21 protein-coding genes, 1 tRNA gene and 1 pseudogene are annotated in these 22,534 nt (G+C 71.1%); 7 read left to right on the forward strand and 16 right to left on the reverse strand.

Annotated features, from left to right (window positions below):
- Positions 1-31 precede the first annotated feature (31 nt).
- The 3 genes from nadE to M3677_RS18165 all read right to left on the reverse strand — a co-directional run bounded on the left by nadE (position 32) and on the right by M3677_RS18165 (position 1,346).
- Entirely contained in the window at positions 32-859 is an 828-nt protein-coding gene (nadE, locus tag M3677_RS14540; RefSeq protein WP_066656508.1) for an ammonia-dependent NAD(+) synthetase, read from the reverse strand.
- A 76-nt stretch (positions 860-935) separates the two neighbouring features.
- Entirely contained in the window at positions 936-1,103 is a 168-nt protein-coding gene (locus M3677_RS14545; protein ID WP_158407773.1) for a hypothetical protein, read from the reverse strand.
- Positions 1,104-1,217: 114 nt separating this feature from the next.
- A complete protein-coding gene (locus tag M3677_RS18165) occupies positions 1,218-1,346 on the reverse strand; it encodes a hypothetical protein (RefSeq protein ID WP_268746754.1) in 129 nt (42 codons plus the stop codon).
- A gap of 409 nt (positions 1,347-1,755) precedes the next feature.
- Between M3677_RS18165 and M3677_RS14550 the strand changes: the two genes are divergently transcribed.
- A complete protein-coding gene (locus M3677_RS14550) occupies positions 1,756-2,892 on the forward strand; it encodes an AI-2E family transporter (RefSeq protein WP_251160899.1) in 1,137 nt (378 codons plus the stop codon).
- Between the two features lie 514 nt (positions 2,893-3,406).
- Here the strand turns inward: M3677_RS14550 and argG are convergent.
- From argG to M3677_RS14580, 6 genes are all read right to left on the reverse strand, one after another.
- Positions 3,407-4,846, reverse strand: a complete 1,440-nt coding sequence (argG, locus tag M3677_RS14555) for an argininosuccinate synthase (protein WP_209685453.1) — start codon at positions 4,844-4,846, stop codon at positions 3,407-3,409.
- 130 nt (positions 4,847-4,976) lie between these two features.
- Positions 4,977-5,051 (reverse strand) — tRNA-Arg (locus M3677_RS14560).
- 13 nt (positions 5,052-5,064) lie between these two features.
- Positions 5,065-6,168: an epoxide hydrolase family protein gene (locus M3677_RS14565; protein WP_251160900.1), complete on the reverse strand. Its 1,104-nt coding sequence runs from the start codon at positions 6,166-6,168 to the stop codon at positions 5,065-5,067.
- A 226-nt stretch (positions 6,169-6,394) separates the two neighbouring features.
- Positions 6,395-6,889, reverse strand: a complete 495-nt coding sequence (locus M3677_RS14570; protein WP_066656516.1) for an HNH endonuclease — start codon at positions 6,887-6,889, stop codon at positions 6,395-6,397.
- 377 nt (positions 6,890-7,266) lie between these two features.
- Positions 7,267-8,214 carry a C40 family peptidase gene (locus M3677_RS14575; protein ID WP_251160901.1) on the reverse strand — a complete coding sequence of 316 codons (948 nt, stop codon included), beginning with the start codon at positions 8,212-8,214 and terminating at the stop codon, positions 7,267-7,269.
- A 290-nt stretch (positions 8,215-8,504) separates the two neighbouring features.
- Complete coding sequence (locus M3677_RS14580; protein ID WP_066656523.1) at positions 8,505-9,200, reverse strand: metal-dependent transcriptional regulator; 696 nt, start codon at positions 9,198-9,200, stop codon at positions 8,505-8,507.
- 165 nt (positions 9,201-9,365) lie between these two features.
- On the opposite strand from M3677_RS14580, the gene serC reads away from it, so the two are divergent.
- Positions 9,366-10,484 (forward strand): phosphoserine transaminase, encoded by a 1,119-nt coding sequence (gene serC, locus M3677_RS14585; RefSeq protein ID WP_066656526.1) that lies wholly within the window; start codon positions 9,366-9,368, stop codon positions 10,482-10,484.
- Between the two features lie 363 nt (positions 10,485-10,847).
- Here the strand turns inward: serC and M3677_RS14590 are convergent.
- Together M3677_RS14590 and M3677_RS14595 are read right to left on the reverse strand one after the other, a co-directional pair.
- A pseudogene (locus M3677_RS14590) lies at positions 10,848-11,156 on the reverse strand (DUF3027 domain-containing protein); the annotation flags it as partial.
- Entirely contained in the window at positions 11,156-11,533 is a 378-nt protein-coding gene (locus M3677_RS14595) for a cold-shock protein (protein ID WP_066656529.1), read from the reverse strand. The pseudogene M3677_RS14590 and the gene M3677_RS14595, both read right to left, overlap by 1 nt.
- Positions 11,534-11,588: 55 nt before the next feature.
- Here M3677_RS14595 and M3677_RS14600 point away from each other — a divergent pair, with 55 nt between their 5' ends.
- The 5 genes from M3677_RS14600 to M3677_RS14620 all read left to right on the forward strand — a co-directional run bounded on the left by M3677_RS14600 (position 11,589) and on the right by M3677_RS14620 (position 17,989).
- On the forward strand, positions 11,589-11,888 hold the full coding sequence (locus M3677_RS14600; RefSeq protein ID WP_066656531.1) for a hypothetical protein: 300 nt from the start codon (positions 11,589-11,591) through the stop codon (positions 11,886-11,888).
- Between the two features lie 28 nt (positions 11,889-11,916).
- Positions 11,917-13,683 carry a helicase-associated domain-containing protein gene (locus M3677_RS14605; RefSeq protein WP_251160902.1) on the forward strand — a complete coding sequence of 589 codons (1,767 nt, stop codon included), beginning with the start codon at positions 11,917-11,919 and terminating at the stop codon, positions 13,681-13,683.
- 98 nt (positions 13,684-13,781) lie between these two features.
- Positions 13,782-15,476 (forward strand): DNA repair helicase XPB, encoded by a 1,695-nt coding sequence (locus M3677_RS14610; RefSeq protein WP_066656535.1) that lies wholly within the window; start codon positions 13,782-13,784, stop codon positions 15,474-15,476.
- Between the two features lie 55 nt (positions 15,477-15,531).
- Positions 15,532-16,227, forward strand: a complete 696-nt coding sequence (locus M3677_RS14615; RefSeq protein ID WP_056120555.1) for a response regulator transcription factor — start codon at positions 15,532-15,534, stop codon at positions 16,225-16,227.
- A 61-nt stretch (positions 16,228-16,288) separates the two neighbouring features.
- Positions 16,289-17,989, forward strand: coding sequence for a cell wall metabolism sensor histidine kinase WalK (locus M3677_RS14620; protein ID WP_251155277.1), 1,701 nt, complete (start codon positions 16,289-16,291; stop codon positions 17,987-17,989).
- Positions 17,990-18,183: 194 nt separating this feature from the next.
- Here the strand turns inward: M3677_RS14620 and M3677_RS14625 are convergent, their stop codons facing one another.
- The 5 genes from M3677_RS14625 to M3677_RS14645 all read right to left on the reverse strand — a co-directional run bounded on the left by M3677_RS14625 (position 18,184) and on the right by M3677_RS14645 (position 22,448).
- Positions 18,184-19,059 (reverse strand): hypothetical protein, encoded by an 876-nt coding sequence (locus tag M3677_RS14625; RefSeq protein WP_251160903.1) that lies wholly within the window; start codon positions 19,057-19,059, stop codon positions 18,184-18,186.
- 266 nt (positions 19,060-19,325) lie between these two features.
- Positions 19,326-20,945: a chaperonin GroEL gene (gene groL / locus M3677_RS14630; RefSeq protein WP_182046169.1), complete on the reverse strand. Its 1,620-nt coding sequence runs from the start codon at positions 20,943-20,945 to the stop codon at positions 19,326-19,328.
- A gap of 259 nt (positions 20,946-21,204) precedes the next feature.
- Complete coding sequence (locus M3677_RS14635) at positions 21,205-21,408, reverse strand: cold-shock protein (protein WP_066656547.1); 204 nt, start codon at positions 21,406-21,408, stop codon at positions 21,205-21,207.
- A gap of 159 nt (positions 21,409-21,567) precedes the next feature.
- Positions 21,568-22,158, reverse strand: coding sequence for a LytR C-terminal domain-containing protein (locus M3677_RS14640; RefSeq protein ID WP_209685439.1), 591 nt, complete (start codon positions 22,156-22,158; stop codon positions 21,568-21,570).
- Positions 22,155-22,448, reverse strand: coding sequence for a DUF3263 domain-containing protein (locus tag M3677_RS14645; RefSeq protein ID WP_235426381.1), 294 nt, complete (start codon positions 22,446-22,448; stop codon positions 22,155-22,157). The genes M3677_RS14640 and M3677_RS14645 overlap by 4 nt, the downstream gene beginning before the upstream one ends.
- Positions 22,449-22,534 lie beyond the last annotated feature (86 nt).

Genomic DNA, 22,534 nt, shown 5'->3' on the forward strand with positions numbered 1-22,534 from the left:
CGCGCCTCCCGTCCGGTCCAGCGCTGTGGCGCTACGCGCCCTGCTGCCACCAGCTGTCGAAGGGCGTCGCGGGCACGCGACGCTTGTGCTCGGTCGCTCGGTAGCGCGACTCGATCGCCTCGGCGACCTCGTCGGGGACGTCGTGCCCCTGCAGGTACGCGTCGATCTCGACGTAGGTCAGGCCGAGGTTGGCCTCGTCGGTCTGCCCGGGCAGGTCGTCGAGCAGGTCCGCGGTCGGCGCCTTCTCGTACAGGCGAGCCGGCGCCCCCAGGTGCTCGAGGAGCTGCCGCCCCTGGCTCTTCGTCAGCCCGGTCAGCGGGGTGAGGTCGACGCCGCCGTCGCCGTACTTCGTGAAGAAGCCCGTCACGGCCTCGGCCGCGTGGTCCGTGCCGACGACCAGCAGTCCGCGCTGCCCGGCCACGGCGTACTGGGCGACCATGCGCATGCGCGCCTTGACGTTGCCCTTCACGAAGTCGCTGAGCGCGACGCCGGACGCCGCGGTGTCCTGCACCACGCCGTCGACGCCGTGCTCGATGTTCACCACGATGCCGGGGTCGGCGGCGATGAACTGCAGCGCGAGCTGCGCGTCGTCCTCGTCGGCCTGAACCCGGTACGGCATGCGGACGGTGACGAACTCGGCCTCGCGTCCCTCCGCGCGGAGGGACTCGACGGCGAGCTGGGTGAGCCGCCCCGCGAGCGTGGAGTCCTGCCCGCCGCTGACGGCGAGGACGAACCCCTTCGCGCCGGTCGTGGTCAGGTAGTCACGCAGGAACGCGACACGGCGGGCGACCTCCTGCTCGGGGTCGATGGTCGGCTGGACGTCGAGGTCCGCAGCGATGGTGGCTTGGAGTTCACGCACCCGACCAGTATCCCGCCGCACCGTCGCGCACGACCGGATTCACCGGAGGCACGCGGCTGGTGTTCACCCGTTCGACTCAGGCGACCGTCGGGGCAGCGGGGTGCCGGATGGTGTTGTCGTGGTCGGCACCGATCGCGCACGTGCAGACCACGCGGAGCATCTCGTCGGTCCGGGTGAGCCGGAAGCGTTCGACGTGCGGCGGACCGACGTGACGGTCGAACGGATGGGTGTCGTGGTCGTGCACGTCGGGTCCTCCCTGATCCGGGTCCCGCTGGTGAGACGGGACGGGCCACACGGCCCCTGCCGAGGATCATCCGCGCGCAGGCAGGACGGCGCGAGCCCCCGTCCGGGGGCCGCGTCAGACCTGCTCGCCGAGGAAGTCCGCGTACGAGGGTTCGTCGTGCTCGGGACCGGCGGGCACGGAGGCGTCCGAGGTGCCACCGACACGGTCGGCGATCAGCTCGGCGACCTCCTCGGGCGAGCGCATGCCGTGACGGTGCCAGTCCTCGACGGGACGGGGCGTCACGAGAGCACCTGCAGGGTCGTGGCGGCGAAGGTGGAGACGGGGGTGCGGGTGTGCCCCGCCGGGAAGTCGAGGTGCGCGGAGCACGCGTACGTGGCGGTCATGAGGACCAGCCCTTCATCGAGGTGTTGCTCACCTCGGATCCGACCGGGCCGTCCCGCTGTGCCAGACCCCGCGGACCGCGAGGGCATCGTGACGACGGGACCCTGTGAGTGAACCCGGTGACCCCAGCGTAGAAGCGGGACAGGAGCGCGTCCAGGTCGATGCGCTTAGCGGCGTCCCCGGACGTCCCCGGCCGCGGGTCGGCTGCGTCGGGACCGCGGGTCGGCTGCGTCGGTAGCGTGGAGGCTCCGCACCACCACCGAGGAGCCTCATGCCCCTGTTCGGCAACCACCCCGCCACGTCCGACGCGACAACGGGTCCACTCGCCCGCAAGTGGACCGACGGGTTCGGCAGTCTCGCGACCCGGTGCCTGCAGGTGATCGTCGTGCTCGTGATCGCGATCGGCATCGTGTACGCCGCCGCGACCCTGAGCGTCGTGACGATCCCGGTGCTCCTCGCCCTGATCATCGCGTCCGCCATGCACCCGGTCGTGTCCTGGCTCCGACGGCACAAGGTGCCCTCGGTGCTCGCGACCCTCGCGGTCCTGCTCGGCGTCCTCGTCGTGCTCGGCCTCGTCGGTTGGCTGATCGTCGTCGCGGTCATCTCGCAGTGGCCCGACCTGCAGAAGTCGGCGATCAGCGGGTTCCAGCAGCTGCAGGACACCGTCGCACACCTGCCGTTCTCGATCTCCGACCAGCAGGTCGACCAGGTGGTGAACGGCGTCCAGGACTTCCTGACCAGCTCGCAGTTCGGGTCGGGCGCCCTGGCCGGGGCGTCGGCCACCGCGAACTTCCTGACCGGCCTGGTGCTGATGATCGTCGTGCTGTTCTTCTTCCTCAAGGACGGGCCGGCGATCTGGGAGTTCCTGCTCCGTCCGTTCACCGGCGCCCGGTACGAGCGTGCACGCCGCGTCGGTGACCGCGTCGTGCAGACCCTCGGCGGCTACGTCCGCGGCACGGCGAGCGTCGCGGCGGTCGACGCGATCGGCATCGGCGTCGGGCTGGCGATCGTCGGGGTGCCGCTCGCGCTCCCCCTCGCCGTCGTCGTGTTCATCACCGCGTTCATCCCGATCGTCGGCGCCACCGCCGCGGGCATCCTCGCCGCGCTCGTCGCCCTCGTCGCGAACGGCCCCGTGGCCGCGCTGATCGTCGTGGGCATCGTGGTGCTCGTCAACCAGCTCGAGGGCAACCTGCTGCAGCCGGTGCTGATGGGCAAGACGCTCAAGCTGCACGGCCTGGTGATCCTGATCGGCCTGACCGCGGGCACCGTGCTCGCGGGCATCACCGGCGCGATCATCTCGGTGCCGCTCCTCGCGGCGGCCTGGGGCGCCGTGCAGGTGTGGGGCGGTCCGGACCGGCCGGCGGAGCCGTGGCGCCAGAAGCGGCCGGAGACCGCCGAGCGGCGGTAGCGGGTCCCACGGGACGGACGGGAGGCGCGGTGCCGGTCGGTACCGCGCCTCCCGTCCGTCGTGTGGGTGCGTCCGCGCTGCCGATGTGCCGACAGCTGCGTCTGCGCCCGTCCGGGTCGCGGCAGCGTGGCGCTGTCGTACGACGCGGCCGCTGTCGCACGACGACGGACAAGTCGCACGAACCGACCTCGCTCGTGCCAGAGCGGCCGAAACGACACCGCCGCTGTCGCACGACGACGATGATGTCGCACGACCCGACCCCTCCTCCCGATGCAGGGGACGTCCCGCGCCGAAGCACCCGTCGATCGACCCGCGCGATGTCGGTCGATGCACCCGCAACCGATGCAGGCGCACAGGACGACACCGCGCTCGTCGTTCGACGCGCGCAACGTCGAAGTACGTGTGTGCACGCGGCTCGGAGGAGCCACACGCCCTCTCCCGACGCACGCCACGGACGACGAACGGGAGCCCCCGCGCGCGGCAGGGGCTCCCGTTCGTGTCGGTGCGGTGTGTGTCAGTCGGTACCGGAGTCGAAGGCGGCGCCCTCGGACGCGGCGTCCGTCGCGCGACCGAGTGCCTCGTCCTCGCTGGACACGACGGCTCCACCGAGGATCTCCTCGGCCTCGCCCGACTGCAGCTCGCCGACGAGTTCGCCCGTCGCGCCGCCGATCAGCCCGGCCGCCGCGTACTGCTCGAGGCGCGAGCGCGAGTCCGCGATGTCGAGGTTGCGCATCGTGAGCTGCCCGATGCGGTCGTCCGGGCCGAACGCTGCGTCGCCGACGCGCTCCATCGAGAGCTTGTCCGGGTGGTACGACAGCGCCGGACCCGTGGTGTCGAGGATCGTGTAGTCGTCACCGCGCCGCAGGCGCAGCGTGACCTCACCGGTGACGGCGGAGGCGACCCAGCGCTGCAGCGACTCGCGCAGCATGAGGGACTGCGGGTCGAGCCACCGGCCCTCGTACATCAGGCGACCGAGACGACGACCCTCGTTGTGGTACGCCGCGACGGTGTCCTCGTTGTGGATCGCGTTGAGCAGACGCTCGTAGGCGATGTGCAGCAGTGCCATGCCCGGCGCCTCGTAGATGCCGCGGCTCTTGGCCTCGATGATGCGGTTCTCGATCTGGTCGCTCGCGCCGAGGCCGTGGCGACCACCGATGGCGTTCGCCTCGTACACGAGCGCGACGGCGTCGGCGTACTCGACGCCGTTGATCGCGACCGGGCGGCCGGCCTCGAAGCGGACCGAGACCTCTTCGGTGGCGACCTCGACGTCGTCACGCCAGGCGGCGACCCCCATGATCGGCTCGACGATGTCCAGACCGCTCGAGAGCTCCTCGAGGCTCTTCGCCTCGTGCGTCGCTCCCCAGATGTTCGCGTCGGTCGAGTAGGCCTTCTCGGTGGAGTCGCGGTACGGGAACCCACGGGCGACGAGCCACTCGCTCATCTCCTTGCGGCCGCCGAGCTCCTCGACGAACTCGGTGTCGAGCCACGGCTTGTAGACGCGCAGCCGCGGGTTGGCCATCAGGCCGTAGCGGTAGAACCGCTCGATGTCGTTGCCCTTGTAGGTGGAGCCGTCGCCCCAGATGTCGACCCCGTCCTCCTTCATGGCGCGGACGAGCATCGTGCCCGTCACCGCGCGGCCGAGCGGCGTCGTGTTGAAGTAGGTCTTGCCGCCGGAGCGGATGTGGAAGGCACCGGTCTGCAGGGCGACGAGGCCCTCTTCGACCAGGGCGCTCTTCGCGTCGACGATGCGGGCGATCTCGGCGCCGTACTCCTTCGCGCGACCCGGGACGGCGTCGATGTCCGGCTCGTCGTACTGGCCGATGTCGGCCGTGTACGTGCAGGGCACCGCTCCCTTCTCGCGCATCCAGGCGACCGCGCAGGAGGTGTCGAGACCTCCGGAGAACGCGATGCCGACTCGTTCGCCGACGGGGAGACTGCTCAGGACCTTGGACACGGGGTCAATCGTACGGGGCGCTGGGCCCGGGCTACCGTCCAGGGCGACGGTTGTGGAGAACCCGTTCCGGCCCAGACGACGGCCGGTGCCCCCGGACGAGCACCGCAGGGACGCGAACCCCGACTCGACGTGGTGCCCCTGGAGGGACTCGAACCCCCAACCGTTTCCTTAGGACGGAACTGCTCTTCCATTGAGCTACAGAGGCTGGCCCGTCCACTCTAGCGGCGGTACGGCTCCAGGAACGCGCAGACCTCGTCCACGAACAGCTCCGGCTGCTCGAACGGCGCGAAGTGCCCACCCCGGTCGAGTTCGTGATGGTGCACGAGGTTCGTCGTGCGCTCGAGCCACTCCCGCGGAGCCCGCACGATGTCGCCCGGGAACACCGAGAACCCCGACGGCACCTCCACCCGTCGACGCAGTTGCGCAGCGGGGATCGCCGCATTCGCGTGGTACATCCGCATGGAGGACCCGATCGTCGCCGTCGCCCAGTACTCGGTCAGCAGCGCCAGGACCTCGTCCTGCGTGTACACCGACCACAGGTCGCCGCCGCAGTCACTCCACGACCGGAGCTTCTCGACGATCCACGCAGCGAGACCCGCGGGTGAGTCGGTCAGCCCGACGGCGGCGGTCTGCGGTTTCGTGCGGTGCATCATCGCGTAGGCGCCCTCGGCGGTCCGCCACCGCTCGGTCTCCTGCACGAAGGCCCGCTCCGCCGGGGACAGCTCCGTGGTGTCGATCCCGGGCCACGCCAGCCCACCGTCGATCCGGTGCACGGCGACCACACGGTCGGGGTGGTCGAGTGCGAGGTACCGGACGACGTGCGTCCCGATGTCCCCGCCGGAGGCCGCGAACCGGTCGTACCCGAGGTCGGTCATCAGTGTCGCCCACATGCCGGCCACCTCGCGGGCATCGAGCACGCGCGGTGGCGCGTCCGAGAACCCGTACCCGGGCATGTCCGGCACGACGACGTCGAACCCGGCCTCGACGAGCATCGGCAGGACCTTGCGGTACCGCCACCCGGAGTCCGGCCACCCGTGGGCGAGCAGCAGCGGGAGGGCGTCGGGACGGCCGGATCGCGCATGGAGCACGTGCACCCGGACGCCGTCGACGACGTGCCGCTCGGACGGCAGCGCGGCGAGCTGCTCCCGGTGCCCGTCGAAGTCGAACCCGTCGGCCCAGTACTCGACCAGCGGCCGGAGCTCGTCCACGTCGACGCCGAGCGACCACCCGGTGCCGGCGGGGGCGTCCGGCCAGCGGGTGGCGCGGAGTCGGACACGGAGGTCCCCGATCGTGGCGTCGTCGATCACGGGCGTCTCGCTCATGGCTCGCACGCTACGCCTGCCCGCTCCTTCCCATCACTCGCGCGATGGGAGGACGTTCCGCGCATCGGAGGCTCGGAGGAACGTCACCCCACGAGCGGATCGGTCTCCCACGCGTGGGACGGTCCATGCAAGCAACCGTGCGCACGCCAGTGCGACCACGCGACGGACGGGAGGCACGGGGCGGCCCCGCCACGCGCCTCCCGTCCGTCGCGACGCCGAGCCGGCGCTACGCGGCCACCAGGTACTCGTCCCACTCCGACTGCGGGCGCTCGATCCCCCGCACCACCCAGGATGCACCGTGCGGCGCCTTCGGCCGGAAGCGCAGCCGCCACCCCATCTCCTGCGGGGTGCGGTCGCCCTTCGTGTTGTTGCAGGCCAGGCAGCAGGCGACGAGGTTCTCCCACGAGTCCTGGCCGCCGCGCGACCGGGGCTGCACGTGGTCGATCGTGGTGGCGTGCCGGTCGCAGTAGGCACAGCGGTTGGCGTCACGCCGCAGGACCCCGCGTCGCGAGACCGGCACGAGTCTCGCGTGCGGGATCCGCACGTAGCGGGTCAGGATGATGACGGACGGACGATCGAAGCTCGCGGAGGACCCCGAGACCGGGTGGTCGAGGTCGGCGGCGATGACGGCGGCCTTCTGGTTCATGACCAGCACGAGGGCCCGTCGGTCCGAGATCACCGCGAGGGGCTCGTAACCGGCGTTGAGGACGAGAGTGCGCATGGGTTCCCTTCCGACGGTGCCTGGACGGCTTCCAGGCGCTGCGGGTGCGTCGGGTCGATCGACGTCGACAGGGGACCGCGACCTGTGACCACGCCCTGAACCACGAAGAGCACCACCCGGATGGGCAGTGCTCTCGTCAGACAGGGGCGTGATGGTGCACGCAGGGGGCGGTCGACCGTATGTCCACGAGCGCGCGCCGACCCGTGGTGCGGGTCGTGCGGAACGCTGACATGAGGTCTCCCGTGTTCGGGCCGGATCGGACCGGTGCAGCACCAGGGTACGTCGGAAACCGGCCCGACACGAGGGTGTGCGGACCGGTTTCCGGGAGTGTTCACGGGAACGACACCAGGGTCGTCACCGTCGTGCGGGTGCTCGGGTCAGATGCCGAAGCGCACGATGTGGTAGCTGCTCGTCCAGATCGGGCGGATCGAGACGGAGCCACCGGGCTTCGGCGCGTCCATGATCATGCCGTTGCCCATGTAGAAGCCGTCGTGCGAACCGTCGTTGAAGATGACGACGTCGCCCGGCTGCGCCTGGGACTCGGGGATCGTGGTGCCCGCGGCGTCCTGCAGCGGGACCGAGTGCGGCAGGCTGATGCCGTACTGCGCATAGACGTACATGATGTAGCCCGAGCAGTCGAAGCCGGACGGGTCCGCGCCGCCGAAGACGTACGGGGTGCCGATGTACTGCTTCGCGGTGGCGACGACGGCCGGCAGCGAGAACGGGGTGTTCGCGGCGGCCGCCGTGGTGGCGATCTCGTTCGCGGAGGGGCCGCTGTACGACGAGTACTGCTTCGCGGTCTGCGCGCGCGCCGCCTGGGTCGCTGCGGCCTGGGCCTGCGCAGCCGCGGTCTGCTCGGCGGCGGCCTTCTGCGCGGCCTCGGCGTCGAGGGTGGACTGGGCGGTCGCGCCGTAGCCGTCACGCGACGTCCCGGCGAGGGCCACGGCGTCGGACACCGAGAACTGCTGTGCCTGGGTCGTGCGGACCTGGCGCTGCGCGTCGGCGGCGGTCGAACCGGTCTGCTGCGTCGCGGCGAAGGCCGGGGCGACGGCCACGGTGCCGAACATGCCGGCGGCGACCGTCAGCACGACGGGGGCGAGGAACCGGCGCTTGCGGGCCGAGCTGCTCGCCTTGGCGGTCTCGGCGGCGCGGGCGGCCTGCGCAGCGCGACGGCCGCCGGGGAGCGGTGCGTCGCGGACGGGGGTGATGCGACGGGCGGGGGCTTCGGTCTGGCGCGCGGCCCGCCGGGTGAGCGGGGCGTCGTTCGCGGTGTTCGTCGGGTTGGCGGGCGTCTGGTCGTCCGCGGCGGAACCGGTCTGCGTCAAGGGTGGTGTCTCCGGCGTCTCGTCACCGTCTCCGCCTGGGTCAGGGCGGAGGGGCGGACCCCATCCGTTCGTCATCGTTTCCGATCGAGGCAGGAGACGGGTTCGAGACGTCCTGCCACGGGTCCTGGGCCTCGTGGGCGGCCCGGGGACTCGACGAGTGTACGTGGGGGCCGTTACCTTGTCGAGATGAAACGACGGTTCGGTAACGGAACGATCACGAACCCCTGATCAGCGGCGATCGACCCTCGTGACCTTGTGCCGATTCTCAGGCTCGGACGGCGCCCCGACGGTCAGTCCCGCTCGATGTAGACGTGCTGCGCGACCTCGGTCGGCAGCTCGATGCCGGCGTCCTCGCCGTCCACCCGGACCGCGACGTACGCACCGGCGCGCTGCACCCGGGCGACACGGCCGGGCATGACGCCGGCGGTGCGCAGCTGGTGCAGCAGCTCGGGCTCGAACTGCACCGGTTCGCCCAGGCGACGCACGACGCCGACCGCGACGGCGTCCGTGCCGTCGGTCGCCGCGACGATGTTCTGCACACCGTCGAGGAACTGTCCCGCCGTCGGTCCACCGATCTCGGCGAGCCCGGGGATCGGGTTGCCGTAGGGCGACTCCGTGGGGTTGCCGAGCATCTCGAGGAGTCGGACCTCGACCTGCTCGCTCATCACGTGCTCCCAGCGGCAGGCCTCGTCGTGCACGAAGGCCCAGTCGAGTCCGATCACGTCGGCGAGGAGCCGCTCGGCCAGCCGGTGCTTGCGCATCACGTGCGTCGCCCGCGAGCGCCCCTCACCCGTGAGCTCGAGGTGGCGGTCACCGGAGACGACGACCAGACCGTCGCGCTCCATCCGCGCGATCGTCTGGGAGACGGTGGGACCGGAGTGTCCGAGACGCTCGGAGATGCGCGCGCGCAGCGGCACGATCCCCTCTTCCTCGAGGTCGAGGATCGTCCGCAGGTACATCTCCGTGGTGTCGACGAGATCGGTCACGGTCCGCCTCTCATGTCTGGGCCCAGCCCGATCCACCCTACTTGAGCAGTGCGACAAGACCGCACCGACGGGCGCGCTCCACGGCCTGGAGGCGCGGGTCGGGTCCGCCCCGTCCGGCCGGTCCAGGGTCGGTGACGGTGGGATACCGCTCGCTAGGATCGGCGCATGGCAGACATCGTCATCCCCGCCGAACTCCTCCCGACCGACGGACGCTTCGGCTGCGGCCCGTCCAAGATCCGCGGCGCGCAGCTCGAGTCACTCGTGACCCGCGGGGCGACGATCCTCGGGACGTCCCACCGCCAGAAGCCCGTGAAGGACCTCGTCGGCAGCGTCCGCCGCGGCCTCGCCGACCTCTTCCAGCTCCCGGACGGCTACGAGGTCGTCCTCGGCAACGGCGGCTCGACCGCGTTCTGGGACGCCGCCGCCTTCGGGCTGGTCGAACGTCGTGCCGAGAACCTGTCCTTCGGCGAGTTCGGCTCGAAGTTCGCCAAGGCCACGGACACCCCGTGGCTCGAGACCCCGCACGTCGTCGAGGCACCCGGCGGCTCGCTCGCCGCGCTCGAGCCCGTCGAGGGCGTCGACGTCTACGCCTACCCGCACAACGAGACCTCGACCGGCGTCATGGCGCCCGTCGTCCGCGCTGCGGGTGACGACGGCGCGCTGACCGTCGTCGACGCCACGAGCGCCGCCGGTGGTGCCGCGTTCGACGTCGCCGCGACCGACGTCTACTACTTCGCACCGCAGAAGAACTTCGCCTCGGACGGAGGGCTGTGGCTCGCCCTGTTCTCCCCCGCCGCGATCGAGCGCGTCGAGCGCATCGCCGCCTCGGACCGCTACATCCCGGAGTTCCTCTCCCTGCAGAACGCCGTCGACAACTCGCGGCTCGACCAGACGCTGAACACCCCGGCGCTCGCGACCCTGCTGCTGCTCGACGACCAGGTCGACTGGATCAACCAGTCCGGTGGTCTGGCGTGGGCCGACACCCGCACGAAGACGTCGTCGTCGACGATCTACGACTGGGCCGAGGCCTCCGACCACGCCACCCCGTTCGTCACCGACCCCGCCCACCGGTCGCAGGTCGTGGCGACGATCGACCTCGACGAGTCGATCGACGCGAAGGCCGTCGCCGCGACGCTCCGCGCGAACGGCATCGTCGACACTGAGCCGTACCGGAAGCTCGGCCGCAACCAGCTCCGTGTCGCCACGTTCACCGCGATCGACCCGGACGACGTGGCGAAGCTCGTGCGGGCGATCGACTTCGTCATCGGCGAGCTGCGCGGCTGAGGCGCCAGCACGGACGGACGGGTCGAGCCGGTCGAGCTCGAGGTCCTGGTCGGGGTCGGTCGGCCGGACGCGGGACGCCCGACGACGCGAGCCGCGGGAGCGCACCGGAGCGGGGTCCTCGGCGACGTCGTCCGCCGCGTCGTCATCGGAGTCGTCGTCCGCCGCGTCGACGTCGACGCCGTCGAGCTCGTCGTCGTCCGACTCCGCGAGGTCGTCCTCGTCGTCCTCGAACTCGTCGTCGTCGTCGTCCGAGGCGTCGTCGTCTGCCTCGTCGTCGTCCGGGTCGTCGTAGTCGGACTCCTCGGCGTCGTCGAGGCCGTCGTCCTCGTCGTCGTCCTCGTCGTCGTCCTCGTCGTCCGACTCGTCGTCGTCGTCCTCGTCCGCCTGGCCGGCGCGGTACTCCGCCATCCGGTCCGCCCACGGCACCCAGTCCGGAGCGACCAGCGAGCCGTCGCCGGGCATCAGCTCGACCTCGAGCACGGTGGGCTCGTCGCCCTCGACCTGCGCGATCGAGACCGTCCAGCGCCACCCGGGGTAACCGGGCATCCGGTTCGAGAACAGGACCGAGACGACGCCGTCACCCTCGTCCACGGTGCCGACCGGCTGGCCGACCGTCGACTCCGGCGTGACCTCGAGCAGCGCCTTCCGCGCGAGCTCCGTGTGGTCGACCATCAGGCGTCCAACTGGTCTGCGACGTGGCGCAGGATCGCGGCGAGGCGTTCGCCGTTCTTCGGGTAGCGCCCGTGGCGCAGGTCGCCGCTGACCCGATCGAGCTCCTTCACCAGGTCCTCGACGATCACCGCCATGTCGTCGGCGGAGCGGCGGGACATCTTCGCGAGCGAGGGCGCCGGCTCGAGCAGCCGCACGGACAGCGCCTGCGAGCCCTTCTTGCCCTGCACGACGCCGTACTCGAGGCGGGTGCCGGCCTTGACCGAGGTGACGCCGTCCGGCAGCGAGGACGCGTGCAGGAAGACCGGCTCACCGTCGTCGCCGGTGATGAACCCGAACCCCTTCTGGTCGTCGTAGAACTTGACCTTGCCGGTGGGCATGCGTGGTCTCCTCGTGGTCGTGGAACGGCCGTGGTGCGTCGGATATCCTGGGCCGATGGCCAAGCCGACCCGATCCACCGGGAACACGCGCGAACCCGCGGACACCCCGGTGACGTTCAATCGTACCGAACGCGTCCTCGGGTTCATGATCGGCGGCATCTTCATCGCCGGTCTCCTCTGCATCATCGCGATGGTCGTGATGTGGCTGACCGTCCCGAGCGCCAACGGATCGATGCCCTGGCCGGTGATCATGGCGGTCCCGCTCATCGGTCTGCCCATCGGCATGGTGCTGGTCCTCGTCCTGCTCGGACTGACCTGGACCAAGCGCGCCCGCGAGAACCGGTCGGACCGCTGAGGACCCGCGCGGACCGGAGCGGCGGACGATGACGACCACCGCCGACCTCGCCGCTCGGCTGCGGGGGATGTCCGACGACGAGCTGGAACGGCTCGTGGTCGCCCGCCGTCTGCCCGCGGCCGTCCTCGCCGAGTCCGGCCCGCAGCACGCGGCCGACTTCTTCGACCTCGCCGAGGCGCTGCGCACCGACGACGCCGTCGACGCCGCGCTCGAGCACCTGCCCCGGGCGACCCTCCTCGCCCTCCGCGACGGGTCGGCCGACGCCGACGCGCTCGCCCCGGCGGTCGCGCTGGGCCTCGCCGACGACGCGGGCGCGGTGGACGACGCCGTCGCCGGACGACTGGCCGCCCACGCCGAGGTCGCCGACCTCCGGCCGGGAGGCACGGCACCGGTCCGCCCCGCCGCGCCCGACGAGCAGGTGGCCGACCAGGAGCGCGCCCGCGCGACCGGCGCGGAGCGTGCGTTCACGACGATGACGGTGCTCGCCGAGCTGCTCCGCGCGGTCGACGCCGGCGAGGTCCGCGAACTCGTCAAGGGCGGCATCGGCACGCCGCTCGCCCGGACCCTCGGCGAGCGCGTCGGCACCGACCCGGACGTCGTGCCGGACCGGCTCACGCTGCTGGACCGCACCGGCCTCGCGCACCCCGGCGAGGGGCGCTGGGCCGTGTCGTCCGAGGGGCGCACCTGGCTCGTCGCGGCCTGGCCGGACCGCTGGGTGGACCTGGCCGGGCGGTGGTGGCGCTCGCTCGACCCGGCCGTGCACGACGTGCTCCGGGCGGCCGACGACGACCTGCACGACCTGGTCGCCGTCGGACGCTGGGCCTTCCCGGCGGGCGCCCGGTGGCTCGACGCCGTCCTGCTCGACGTCGCCGGCACCGCCGAGGTCCTCGGGCTCGCGGTCGACGGCACGGTGACGGCGACGGGCCGAGCGGTCCTCGACGGCGATGCCGACGCCGCAGCCGACGACCTGCCGCCGACCGTCGACGGCGTCTACCTGCAGCACGACCTGACGGTCATCGCCCCGGGGCCGCTCACTCCCGCCGACGACGACGCACTCCGGAGCGTCGCCGACCTCGAGGCACCGGGGTTGGCCGCCCGGTACCGCGTCTCCGAGGACTCCGTGCGGCGGGCGGTCCGGGCCGGCAGCACGCGTGAGGACCTGCTCGCGCTGCTGGACCGACTCTCGGCGACCGACGTGCCGCAGCCCCTCACCTACCTCGTCGACCAGGTGGCGTCGCGGGACGGCGGCCTCGTGGTCGACGTCGCGCCGGACGGTCGCGGGGCGGTCGTGCACGGGACGCCGGACCAGCTCGACCTGGTCGGGGTCGACGCCGAGCTGCGCCAGCTCACCTGGGAACGCGCCGACCTGACGACGCTCACCGCCCCGCACCCGCCGCACGTGGTCCACGCGGCGCTCGAGGAGCAGCGGTACCCGGCCGTGCTGACGGCCGCCGCCCGTCCCGTGGCCTCGGACGCGCCTCCCGGCCGTCGGCGTGGTGGCGCCGGTCGGACGCCGGAACAGGCCGCCCACGCGCTCGTGGAACGCCTGCGCCTGACGACGGAGCGCGGCGACGCGGAGCCGGAGCAGGAGTGGCTCGGGCGGCAGATCGACCTGGCGGTGCGCGGGAAGACGCCGATCCGGCTGACCGTCCGCATGCCGGACGGGTCGGAGCGACCGATCTCGATCGTGCCGACGTCGGTCGCCGCCGGGCGGGTCCGCGGCCGTGACACCGCGGTCGACGTGGAGCGGACGCTGCCGCTGTCGCTCGTCGTCGCGGTCGAGAGCGAGGCCTGAGCCGCGCGTCCCTGCACAGCCGCGCCCCGCGAGCCGGTTCTCCACCGTTGCGCACCGGGGGCGGCGGCTCGCAGCCGCGCCGCCTAGGCTGATCCGTCATGAACGGACCGCTGATCGTGCAGAGTGACCGCACCGTGCTCCTCGAGGTCGCCCACCCCCAGGCCGAGGACGCCCGGCACGAGCTCGCGGCCTTCGCCGAGCTCGAACGTGCCCCGGAGCACGTGCACACCTACCGGATCACGCGCCTCGGGCTCTGGAACGCCCGCGCGGCCGGGCACGACGCCGAGTCGATGATCGGCACGCTCGAGCGGTTCGCGAAGTTCCCGGTCCCGCAGAGCGTCACGGTCGACATCCGCGACACCGTCTCGCGGTACGGGCGGCTCGTCATCCGGCGCGAGGAGCGCGAGGACGCCCCGGCGATCGCGAACTCCCCGAGCGAGGAGCTCGAGCGCCAGCCGCTCCTGCTCCTCACCGCCGAGGACCCGTCGGTCCTGGCCGAGGTCACCCGGTCGAAGCGCATCAAGCCCCTGCTCGGCGACCAGCGCTCCCCCTCGGAGATCGAGCTGCAGCCCTGGGCACGCGGGCAGGTCAAGCAGGAACTCGTCAAGCTCGGGTGGCCGGCGGAGGACCTCGCGGGCTACACACCGGGGCAGCCGCACCCGATCGACCTCGACACGGCGTCCTGGCACATGCGGCCGTACCAGGAGCAGGCCGTCGACACCTTCTTCGCGCAGGGCTCCGGCGTGGTCGTGCTGCCGTGTGGTGCCGGCAAGACGCTCGTCGGCGCCGGGGCGATGGCGACCGTGAAGGCGACGACGCTCATCCTCGTGACGAACACCGTGTCCGCCCGGCAGTGGCGTGACGAACTCCTGCGCCGGACGACCCTGTCCCCCGAGGACATCGGCGAGTACTCCGGTACCACGAAGGAAATCCGTCCCGTCACGATCGCGACGTACCAGATCCTGACCGCTCGGCGGAAGGGCGAGTACACGCACCTGTCGCTCCTCGACGCCCTCGACTGGGGCCTGATCGTCTACGACGAGGTCCACCTGCTCCCCGCGCCGGTGTTCAAGCTCACCGCCGACCTGCAGGCACGGCGGCGGCTCGGGCTCACGGCCACCCTGGTGCGCGAAGACGGCCGCGAGAGCGACGTGTTCTCGCTCATCGGGCCGAAGCGCTACGACGCCCCGTGGAAGGAGATCGAAGCGCAGGGCTACATCTCCCCGGCGGCCTGCTACGAGGTGCGGATCGACCTCCCCCACCAGGACCGCCTGGAGTACGCGGCGTCGGGTGACGACGAGCGCTACCGCATGGCGGCGACCTCGCCGGCGAAGACCCCGGTGGTGCGCGAGCTCATCGAGAAGCACCACGGCGAGCAGATCCTGGTGATCGGGCAGTACATCGACCAGCTCGACGACCTCGCCGCGTCACTCGACGCCGCCGAGATCACCGGGTCGACACCGGTCGACGAGCGAGAGCGGCTGTTCCAGGCGTTCCGCGAGGGCTCGATCGACGTGCTCGTGGTGTCGAAGGTCGCGAACTTCTCGGTGGACCTCCCCGACGCGACCGTGGCCATCCAGGTGTCCGGGTCGTTCGGCTCCCGACAGGAGGAAGCGCAGCGTCTCGGCCGGTTGCTCCGCCCGAACAAGGACGGCCTGCCGGCGTCGTTCTACACGCTCGTGACGCGGGACACGGTCGACCAGGACTTCGCGCAGAACCGGCAGCGCTTCCTCGCCGAGCAGGGGTACGCGTACACGATCCTCGACGCCGACCAGGTGCTGGCGGCCGCGTAGCCACCACACGACCCGCTCCCAGGAAACCTCTAGGGAACGGTCAGAGGATGGGTCCATGACCGATGGCCCCAAGATCCTGATCGTCGACGACGAGCCGAACATCCGCGACCTCCTCACGACCTCGTTGCGCTTCGCCGGGTTCGCCGTCCGTGCGGTCGGCAACGGGGCCCAGGCGATCTCCGCCGTGCTCGAGGAGGAGCCCGACCTGATCATCCTCGACGTGATGCTCCCGGACATGAACGGCTTCGGCGTCACCAAGCGCCTCCGCTCGTCCGGGTACACGTCGCCGATCCTCTTCCTCACCGCGAAGGACGACACCGAGGACAAGATCACCGGGCTCACCGTCGGCGGCGACGACTACGTCACCAAGCCGTTCTCGCTCGACGAGATCGTCGCGCGCATCAAGGCGATCCTCCGTCGCACCATGAACGACGAAGAGGACGCGATCATCCGCGCCGGCGAGCTCACGATGGACCAGGACACGCACGAGGTCACGATCGGCGACGCGCAGATCGAGCTGTCCCCGACCGAGTTCAAGCTCCTGCGCTACCTGATGCTCAACCCGAACCGCGTGCTGTCGAAGGCGCAGATCCTCGACCACGTGTGGGAGTACGACTTCAACGGCGACGCGGGCATCGTCGAGTCGTACATCTCGTACCTCCGCCGCAAGCTCGACCAGTACTCGACCGAGCCGATCATCCAGACGAAGCGCGGGTTCGGCTACATGCTGAAGGCGTCCAAGGCGTCCTGACGCCGGGCACACGGCGACCGTCCGGTTTCACCGGGCGGTCGCCGCTTATCGTTGGGGCAGCATGCACACGCGAATGAGCCACTGGTGGGACGGGATCTCCCTCCGCACCAAGATCACCGGCATCACGGTGCTGCTCGTCGCGCTCGGGCTGCTCGTCGCCGGGCTCGGCACCATGACGGTGCTCTCGACGTACCTCATGCAGCAGCTCGACAACACGGTCAAGCAGACGTCCGAGCAGCTCGAGGGCCAGAACATCAGCGACGGCCAGCAGTACTGCACGCTGTCGATCGTCCTGTCGCCGAGCGCCTACGTCGCGGCCTACGACTCCCGCGGCGACAAGATATGCCAGACCCGCGCCTCGAGCCGACCGGACATCCGCTCGCTCGACTTCTCCGCCGCGGCACAGAGCTCGCAGCGGTTCTCGCTGTACGACAGCCAGCACGACCACGAGTGGCGCGCGCAGATCATCCCGGCGTCGCTGCAGAACCAGTCGAGCGGTACCTCGGAGACCGGGTACGTGCTCGTCGCCGTGTCGAGCGCCGACACCGACAAGACCATCGGCCGCTTCACGATCATCTTCCTGGGCTTCGGCATCTCGGTGATCCTGCTCGGCGCGATGCTGACACGGCTCCTCGTGACGGCCACGTTCGACCCGCTGCGCGACGTTGAGGACACCGCGGCCCGGTTCGCCGCCGGTGACTTCAACCAGCGGCTCGAGGCCGACACCCCGAACACCGAGGTCGGTCGCCTCAACCGCTCGCTCAACGCGATGCTCGAGCGGATCGACTCCGCGTTCGAGGACCGCGAGCGGACGATCGACCAGATGCGCCGCTTCGTCGGTGACGCCTCCCACGAGCTCCGCACGCCGCTGGTGTCGCTCCGCGGCTACGCCGAGCTCTACCGGATGGGGGCGCTCCGCAAGGAGGAGGACGTCGCCCAGGCGATGGACCGCATCGAGAAGGAAGCGCAGCGGATGGGCCTGCTCGTGCAGGACCTGCTCCAGCTCGCCCGCATCGACGAGTCGAAGCCGCTCGAGCTCGGCCCGGTCGACCTCGTCGCCATCGCGCGCGACTCGGCACTCGACACCATGGCGTCGAACCCCGACCGCGAGATCCAGGTCCTCGTCGAGGACGCCGTGACGGGCGTCAGCGTGCCGCAGGCCGTCCGCCCGGGTGCGTTCGGGCAGGTCGACACCGGCGAGACGCCCGTCTCCCCGCCGTCGGCGAACTCGACCGGCCCGATCGCGTTCTCGCGGCAGACGATCGCGCGCCTCCGTGCCCGCCGCAACCGCGCCATGGGCGTCGAGGGCGGCGTACCGACCGACGAGACCACACCCCTGCCGACCGTCGTGCTGCCGGCCCGTCCGCCGATCGTCCTGGCGGAGGAGAACAAGATCCGCCAGGTCGTGACGAACCTGATGGGGAACGCCATGCGCTTCACCGCGCACGACGACCCGATCGAGATCGGCATCGGCGTGGACGACGACCTCGGCATGGCCCACATCGACGTCATCGACCACGGCGAGGGCATCCCGCCGCAGCTGCGCGAGAAGATCTTCCAGCGCTTCTGGCGGGCGGACACCTCGCGCGCGCGGGACACCGGCGGCTCGGGCCTCGGTCTCGCGATCGTGTCGGGCATCGTGCACGCGCACAACGGCTCCGTCGAGGTGTTCGACACCGAGGGCGGCGGCGCGACCTTCCGCGTCTGGCTCCCCCTGCTCCCCCGCGACTACACCCCCACCCCGAAGTCCCCCGCCGCCTGACGCGCCACCGGTCGCCCCGGCCGTCGCCGTCCCGCCATCCCGCCGTCCGTCCCCGTTCTGGTCGCACGGCTTGCCGCTCAACTCCGGCCGACGCGGCATGTCGTGCGACTCGAACGGTCGCAGGCGGCAGGTCGTGCGACCGGAGCACGGCGCGGACCTGTGGGAGCGAGCGACATCAGAGCTGCCGGACCGGCTCAGGAACGGGCGGCGAACGCTTGACGGAGTCGCTCGAACAGCACCGCAGGTCGAGCCGCGTCGGCAGCCGTCGCGTGCACCACGATCCACCCGTTGACAGCGAACCCGTTCCCTCGGCGTTGATCGTGTCGGAAGACGTCGCGCTCGCGGTGATGGTCGCCGTCGTACTCGAGCGCGATACGGAGCTGTGGCCAGCACATGTCCACCCGTCCGAGGAACGTACCGCGCTCGTCGAACACCTCGTGGTTGAGCTCGGGCTCCGGGAATCCTGCATCCACGACGTCGAGGCGGATCAGCGTCTCCATGGGTGACTCGCTCCCCGGACGCACGGCCTCGAGTGCAGCCCGCGCGAGGACGACCCCGTGCCCGCGGGGACGGAGCGCACGCGCGAGATCCTCGATCCTGGCGAGTCCCGCCCGTCCGACGAGGTGGTCGCCGAGGACGACGAGCGCTCGGAAGTCGAAGAGGGTCGCGCACTCGGCCCAGGCGCGCGCCGGCGTGCTGACCGGGAGGCCGTCCTGCTCGACGGTGTCGTCGTCGGCCACACGATGGGCCGTGACACCCGGACGCCGCATGAGGCTCCCTCCGCCGATGGTCGCCACGTGTACCCGCGACCCTTCGCGGTGTTCCCTCGGCACCGGCGCTCCCCACACGCTGACTGCGGTCGTGTGGCTGAACCGCTGGTCGGGGCGGAGCACCAGGGCGATGCAGTCGACCAGGCTCGCGTCGCGGTCACGAGGCACGCGGACGCCGTGGACGGGGCGCCGGAGATCAGCGCGGCGCATGCGGCTCGTACCCTCGCCGTACCGACGAGCTTGTGCGACGGTGAAGGCCCGTTCCGCGAGGCCGTTCGGCAGTGCGCGCGGAGTGGTCATGCTCGCATCCTGGAGGCGCACGACACCACCCGAGCCAGAGGCGGGCGCACCTGTGGAGAACGACCGCAGCCGAGCCTCCCGTGCGGGAGAAGCCCCTGCGTCCCGGTAGCACGACATGCCGCGCGCGGTCGTTGCGGGCGCACGACCTGCCGTCGAAGTCGAACCTGAGCGGCAAGTCTTGCGACCGAAACCGAGCCAGGGCCGCGGCGCCCGCACGCGGAAGGGCCCCGCACGCGCTGCGTGCGGGGCCCTTCCGGCTACCGGGACTAGAAGTCCATGCCACCCGTGGGGTCGCCGGCCGGCATGGCCGGGTTCTTCTCCGGCTTGTCGGCGACGACGGCCTCGGTCGTGAGGAACAGACCGGCGATCGACGCGGCGTTCTGCAGCGCCGAGCGCGTGACCTTGGCCGGGTCGATGATGCCCGCGGCGACGAGGTCGACGTACTCGCCGGTCGCGGCGTTGAGGCCGTGACCCGACTCGAGCTCGCGGACCTTGGCGGCGACGACACCCGGCTCGAGACCGGCGTTCAGCGCGATCTGCTTGAGCGGCGCGTCGATGGCGACGCGGACGATGTTCGCACCGGTCGCCTCGTCACCCTGCAGGTCGAGCGAGTCGAGCGCGACGGACGCCTGGATGAGCGCGACGCCACCACCGGCGACGATGCCCTCCTCGACGGCGGCCTTCGCGTTGCGGACGGCGTCCTCGATGCGGTGCTTGCGCTCCTTGAGCTCGACCTCGGTCGCGGCACCCGCCTTGATGACGGCCACGCCACCGGCGAGCTTCGCGAGGCGCTCCTGGAGCTTCTCGCGGTCGTAGTCGGAGTCGGTCGCCTCGATCTCGGAGCGGATCTGACGGACGCGGCCCGCGATCTGCTCGTCGTCGCCGGCACCCTCGATGATCGTGGTCTCGTCCTTGGTGATGATCACCTTGCGGGCCTTGCCCAGCAGGTCGAGGGTCGCGTTCTCGAGCTTGAGGCCGACCTCTTCCGAGATGACCTGGCCGCCGGTCAGGATCGCGATGTCCTGCAGCATGGCCTTGCGACGGTCGCCGAAGCCCGGGGCCTTGACGGCGACGGACTTGAAGATGCCACGGATCTTGTTCACGACGAGGGTCGCGAGGGCTTCGCCGTCGACGTCCTCGGCGATGATGAGGAGCTGCTTGCCCGCCTGGATCACCTTGTCGACGACCGGGAGCAGGTCCTTGATGTTGGAGATCTTCGAGTTGACGATGAGGATGTACGGGTCCTCGAAGACGGCCTCCTGGCGCTCCGGGTCCGTGACGAAGTACTGCGACAGGTAGCCCTTGTCGAAGCGCATGCCCTCGGTCAGCTCGAGCTCGGTGCCGAAGGTGTTCGACTCCTCGACGGTGACGACGCCCTCCTTGCCGACCTTGTCGATCGCCTCGGCGATGAGCTCGCCGATGGTGGGGTCGGCGGCCGAGATCGACGCGGTCGCGGCGATCTGGTCCTTGGTCTCGATGTCCTTCGCGTTGGCGAGGAGCTGGTCGGAGACGGCGGCGACGGCCTTCTCGATGCCGCGCTTGAGCGACACGGGGTCGGCACCGGCCGCGACGTTGCGGAGGCCCTCGCGGACGAGCGCCTGGGCGAGCACGGTCGCGGTGGTCGTACCGTCACCGGCGACGTCGTCGGTCTTCTTGGCGACCTCCTTGACGAGCTCCGCGCCGATCTTCTCGTACGGGTCGTCGAGCTCGATCTCCTTGGCGATGGAGACACCGTCGTTCGTGATCGTGGGGGCGCCCCACTTCTTCTCGAGGACGACGTTGCGGCCGCGCGGGCCGAGCGTCACCTTCACGGCGTCGGCCAGGGTGTTCAGGCCGCGCTCGAGGCCACGACGGGCCTCCTCGTCGAAAGCAATGATCTTAGCCATGTGAGTTTCTCGTCCCTCCCGGACGTCGTGCGTGGGGGTCGTGCTGGCACTCAGCGCAAGCGAGTGCCAACGCCGATTCTGGCACTCGCCGGGTGTGAGTGCAACACAGTCGGGAGGCGCGGCTCGACTTCCCAGGACACGTTGCGGCCGGGACCCGGCACGCTCAGGCCCGGGTGGTGGCTGCTCGGCGGGCGGAGCGCCGTGCACGACGAACGCGCCGCCCCCGAGGGGACGGCGCGTTCGTCGAGTGGTCCTGGGCTCAGGCGGGACGGACCGCCTCTGCCTGTGGGCCCTTCGACCCGGTGCCGACGTCGAACGTCACCGCCTGGCCCTCCTCGAGGACCTTGTACCCCGACATGTCGATCGCCGAGTAGTGCACGAACACGTCCTGGCCCCCTCCATCCACGGTGATGAAGCCGAAGCCCTTCTCGGCGTTGAACCACTTCACGGTTCCGTTGGCCATGATCTCTTGCTCCCTGGTGCTGCAGTTGCGGACGACGCCATCGCCGTCTGGCGATGACTCTCGTGCAACAACGGCGGCAAGGCAAGAGGTGTGACGTTCTTGCACGCCGATCGCGTCAGAAATCAACGTGCCCGAAACACCTCCGTCACACAGCGCGCGTCAGCCGCCGTAGTCGGCGCCGAGCACGACGCTGACGTCGGCGTTCGGGAACGCCGCCGACTGCTCCACCGTCGCGATGCCGAGCGCCTTCGCCACACCCTGTGCCACGGCCTGCTGCTCGGGCTGCTGGTAGTACACGACCGAGGTCGTCGTCCCCGTCGTCCCGGCGTCACCCGTCGAGGCGACCTGCCAGCCCGCTGTGGTCAGTGCGCTGCTGGCGCGGGCGGCCAGACCGGTCGTCGTCGTGCCGTTCAGCACGACGACGCTCGTCGAGCCCTGCGCCGAGGGCTCCGCAGCGCTCGGCTCCTCGGACGCGGGCGCCGACGGCGACTCCGAGGGCGTCTCCGACGGCGCGGCCGACGCCGAGGAGCTCGACGAGGGGCGCGGCGACGAGGTCGACCCCGGGAACGAGTAGCTACCGTTCAGCAGCGCGAGCACGAGGACACCGACGAGCACGAGCACACCGGTCGCGAGGGCGCCCCAGGCGAACGCGATCCACCCGCGTCCACGACGACGGGCACCGCGGTGCGCTCCGACCCGGGGGCCGTCGGTGACGTCGTCGAACCGGTCTCGCGGGAATCTCTCGGTCATCGTTCCTCTTCACGGGGATCGGGCGCGGGGGCGACGAACGCGCGCGCCGCTCGTGCTCGGGTGCGTGCGTGCCGGAGCCGCTGCAGCCGACCGACCAGCTGGGGGTCGAGCGCGAGCGCGGCGGGCAGGTCGATCACGCGGTTGAGCACCTGGTAGTAGCGCGCCGGCGACATGTCGAACTCGACCCGGATCTCCGCCTCCTTCGTGCGGTCGTGCCGCGCCCGGTCGTGCTCGAACGCGAGCACGCGCTGGTCGAGCTCGCTGAGCTCGTCGGTGGGGAGGGCGGTCACGGCACTTCCGGTCACGGTTCGGTCACGGGTCTCGCACATCGTAGGGGTGCCCGGCGGTCCGACCCTGGCACGCGGCTGGACTGTCG

Origin of the sequence: Curtobacterium sp. P97, from assembly GCF_023712445.1 — a bacterium.
In the GTDB taxonomy this organism is placed as follows: domain Bacteria; phylum Actinomycetota; class Actinomycetes; order Actinomycetales; family Microbacteriaceae; genus Curtobacterium.

Excerpts from the sequence above, each read along its gene's own strand:
- M3677_RS18165 (WP_268746754.1), bottom strand. The coding sequence starts at position 1,346 with ATGCGCTCGCCCGAGGAGGTCGCCGAGCTGATCGCCGACCGTGTCGGT.
- M3677_RS14550 (WP_251160899.1), top strand. The coding sequence starts at position 1,756 with ATGCCCCTGTTCGGCAACCACCCCGCCACGTCCGACGCGACAACGGGT.
- M3677_RS14565 (WP_251160900.1), bottom strand. The coding sequence starts at position 6,168 with ATGAGCGAGACGCCCGTGATCGACGACGCCACGATCGGGGACCTCCGT.
- M3677_RS14570 (WP_066656516.1), bottom strand. The coding sequence starts at position 6,889 with ATGCGCACTCTCGTCCTCAACGCCGGTTACGAGCCCCTCGCGGTGATC.
- serC (WP_066656526.1), top strand. The coding sequence starts at position 9,366 with ATGGCAGACATCGTCATCCCCGCCGAACTCCTCCCGACCGACGGACGC.
- M3677_RS14595 (WP_066656529.1), bottom strand. The coding sequence starts at position 11,533 with ATGCCCACCGGCAAGGTCAAGTTCTACGACGACCAGAAGGGGTTCGGG.
- M3677_RS14600 (WP_066656531.1), top strand. The coding sequence starts at position 11,589 with ATGGCCAAGCCGACCCGATCCACCGGGAACACGCGCGAACCCGCGGAC.
- M3677_RS14605 (WP_251160902.1), top strand. The coding sequence starts at position 11,917 with ATGACGACCACCGCCGACCTCGCCGCTCGGCTGCGGGGGATGTCCGAC.
- M3677_RS14610 (WP_066656535.1), top strand. The coding sequence starts at position 13,782 with ATGAACGGACCGCTGATCGTGCAGAGTGACCGCACCGTGCTCCTCGAG.
- M3677_RS14615 (WP_056120555.1), top strand. The coding sequence starts at position 15,532 with ATGACCGATGGCCCCAAGATCCTGATCGTCGACGACGAGCCGAACATC.
- M3677_RS14620 (WP_251155277.1), top strand. The coding sequence starts at position 16,289 with ATGCACACGCGAATGAGCCACTGGTGGGACGGGATCTCCCTCCGCACC.
- M3677_RS14625 (WP_251160903.1), bottom strand. The coding sequence starts at position 19,059 with ATGACCACTCCGCGCGCACTGCCGAACGGCCTCGCGGAACGGGCCTTC.
- groL (WP_182046169.1), bottom strand. The coding sequence starts at position 20,945 with ATGGCTAAGATCATTGCTTTCGACGAGGAGGCCCGTCGTGGCCTCGAG.
- M3677_RS14635 (WP_066656547.1), bottom strand. The coding sequence starts at position 21,408 with ATGGCCAACGGAACCGTGAAGTGGTTCAACGCCGAGAAGGGCTTCGGC.
- M3677_RS14640 (WP_209685439.1), bottom strand. The coding sequence starts at position 22,158 with ATGACCGAGAGATTCCCGCGAGACCGGTTCGACGACGTCACCGACGGC.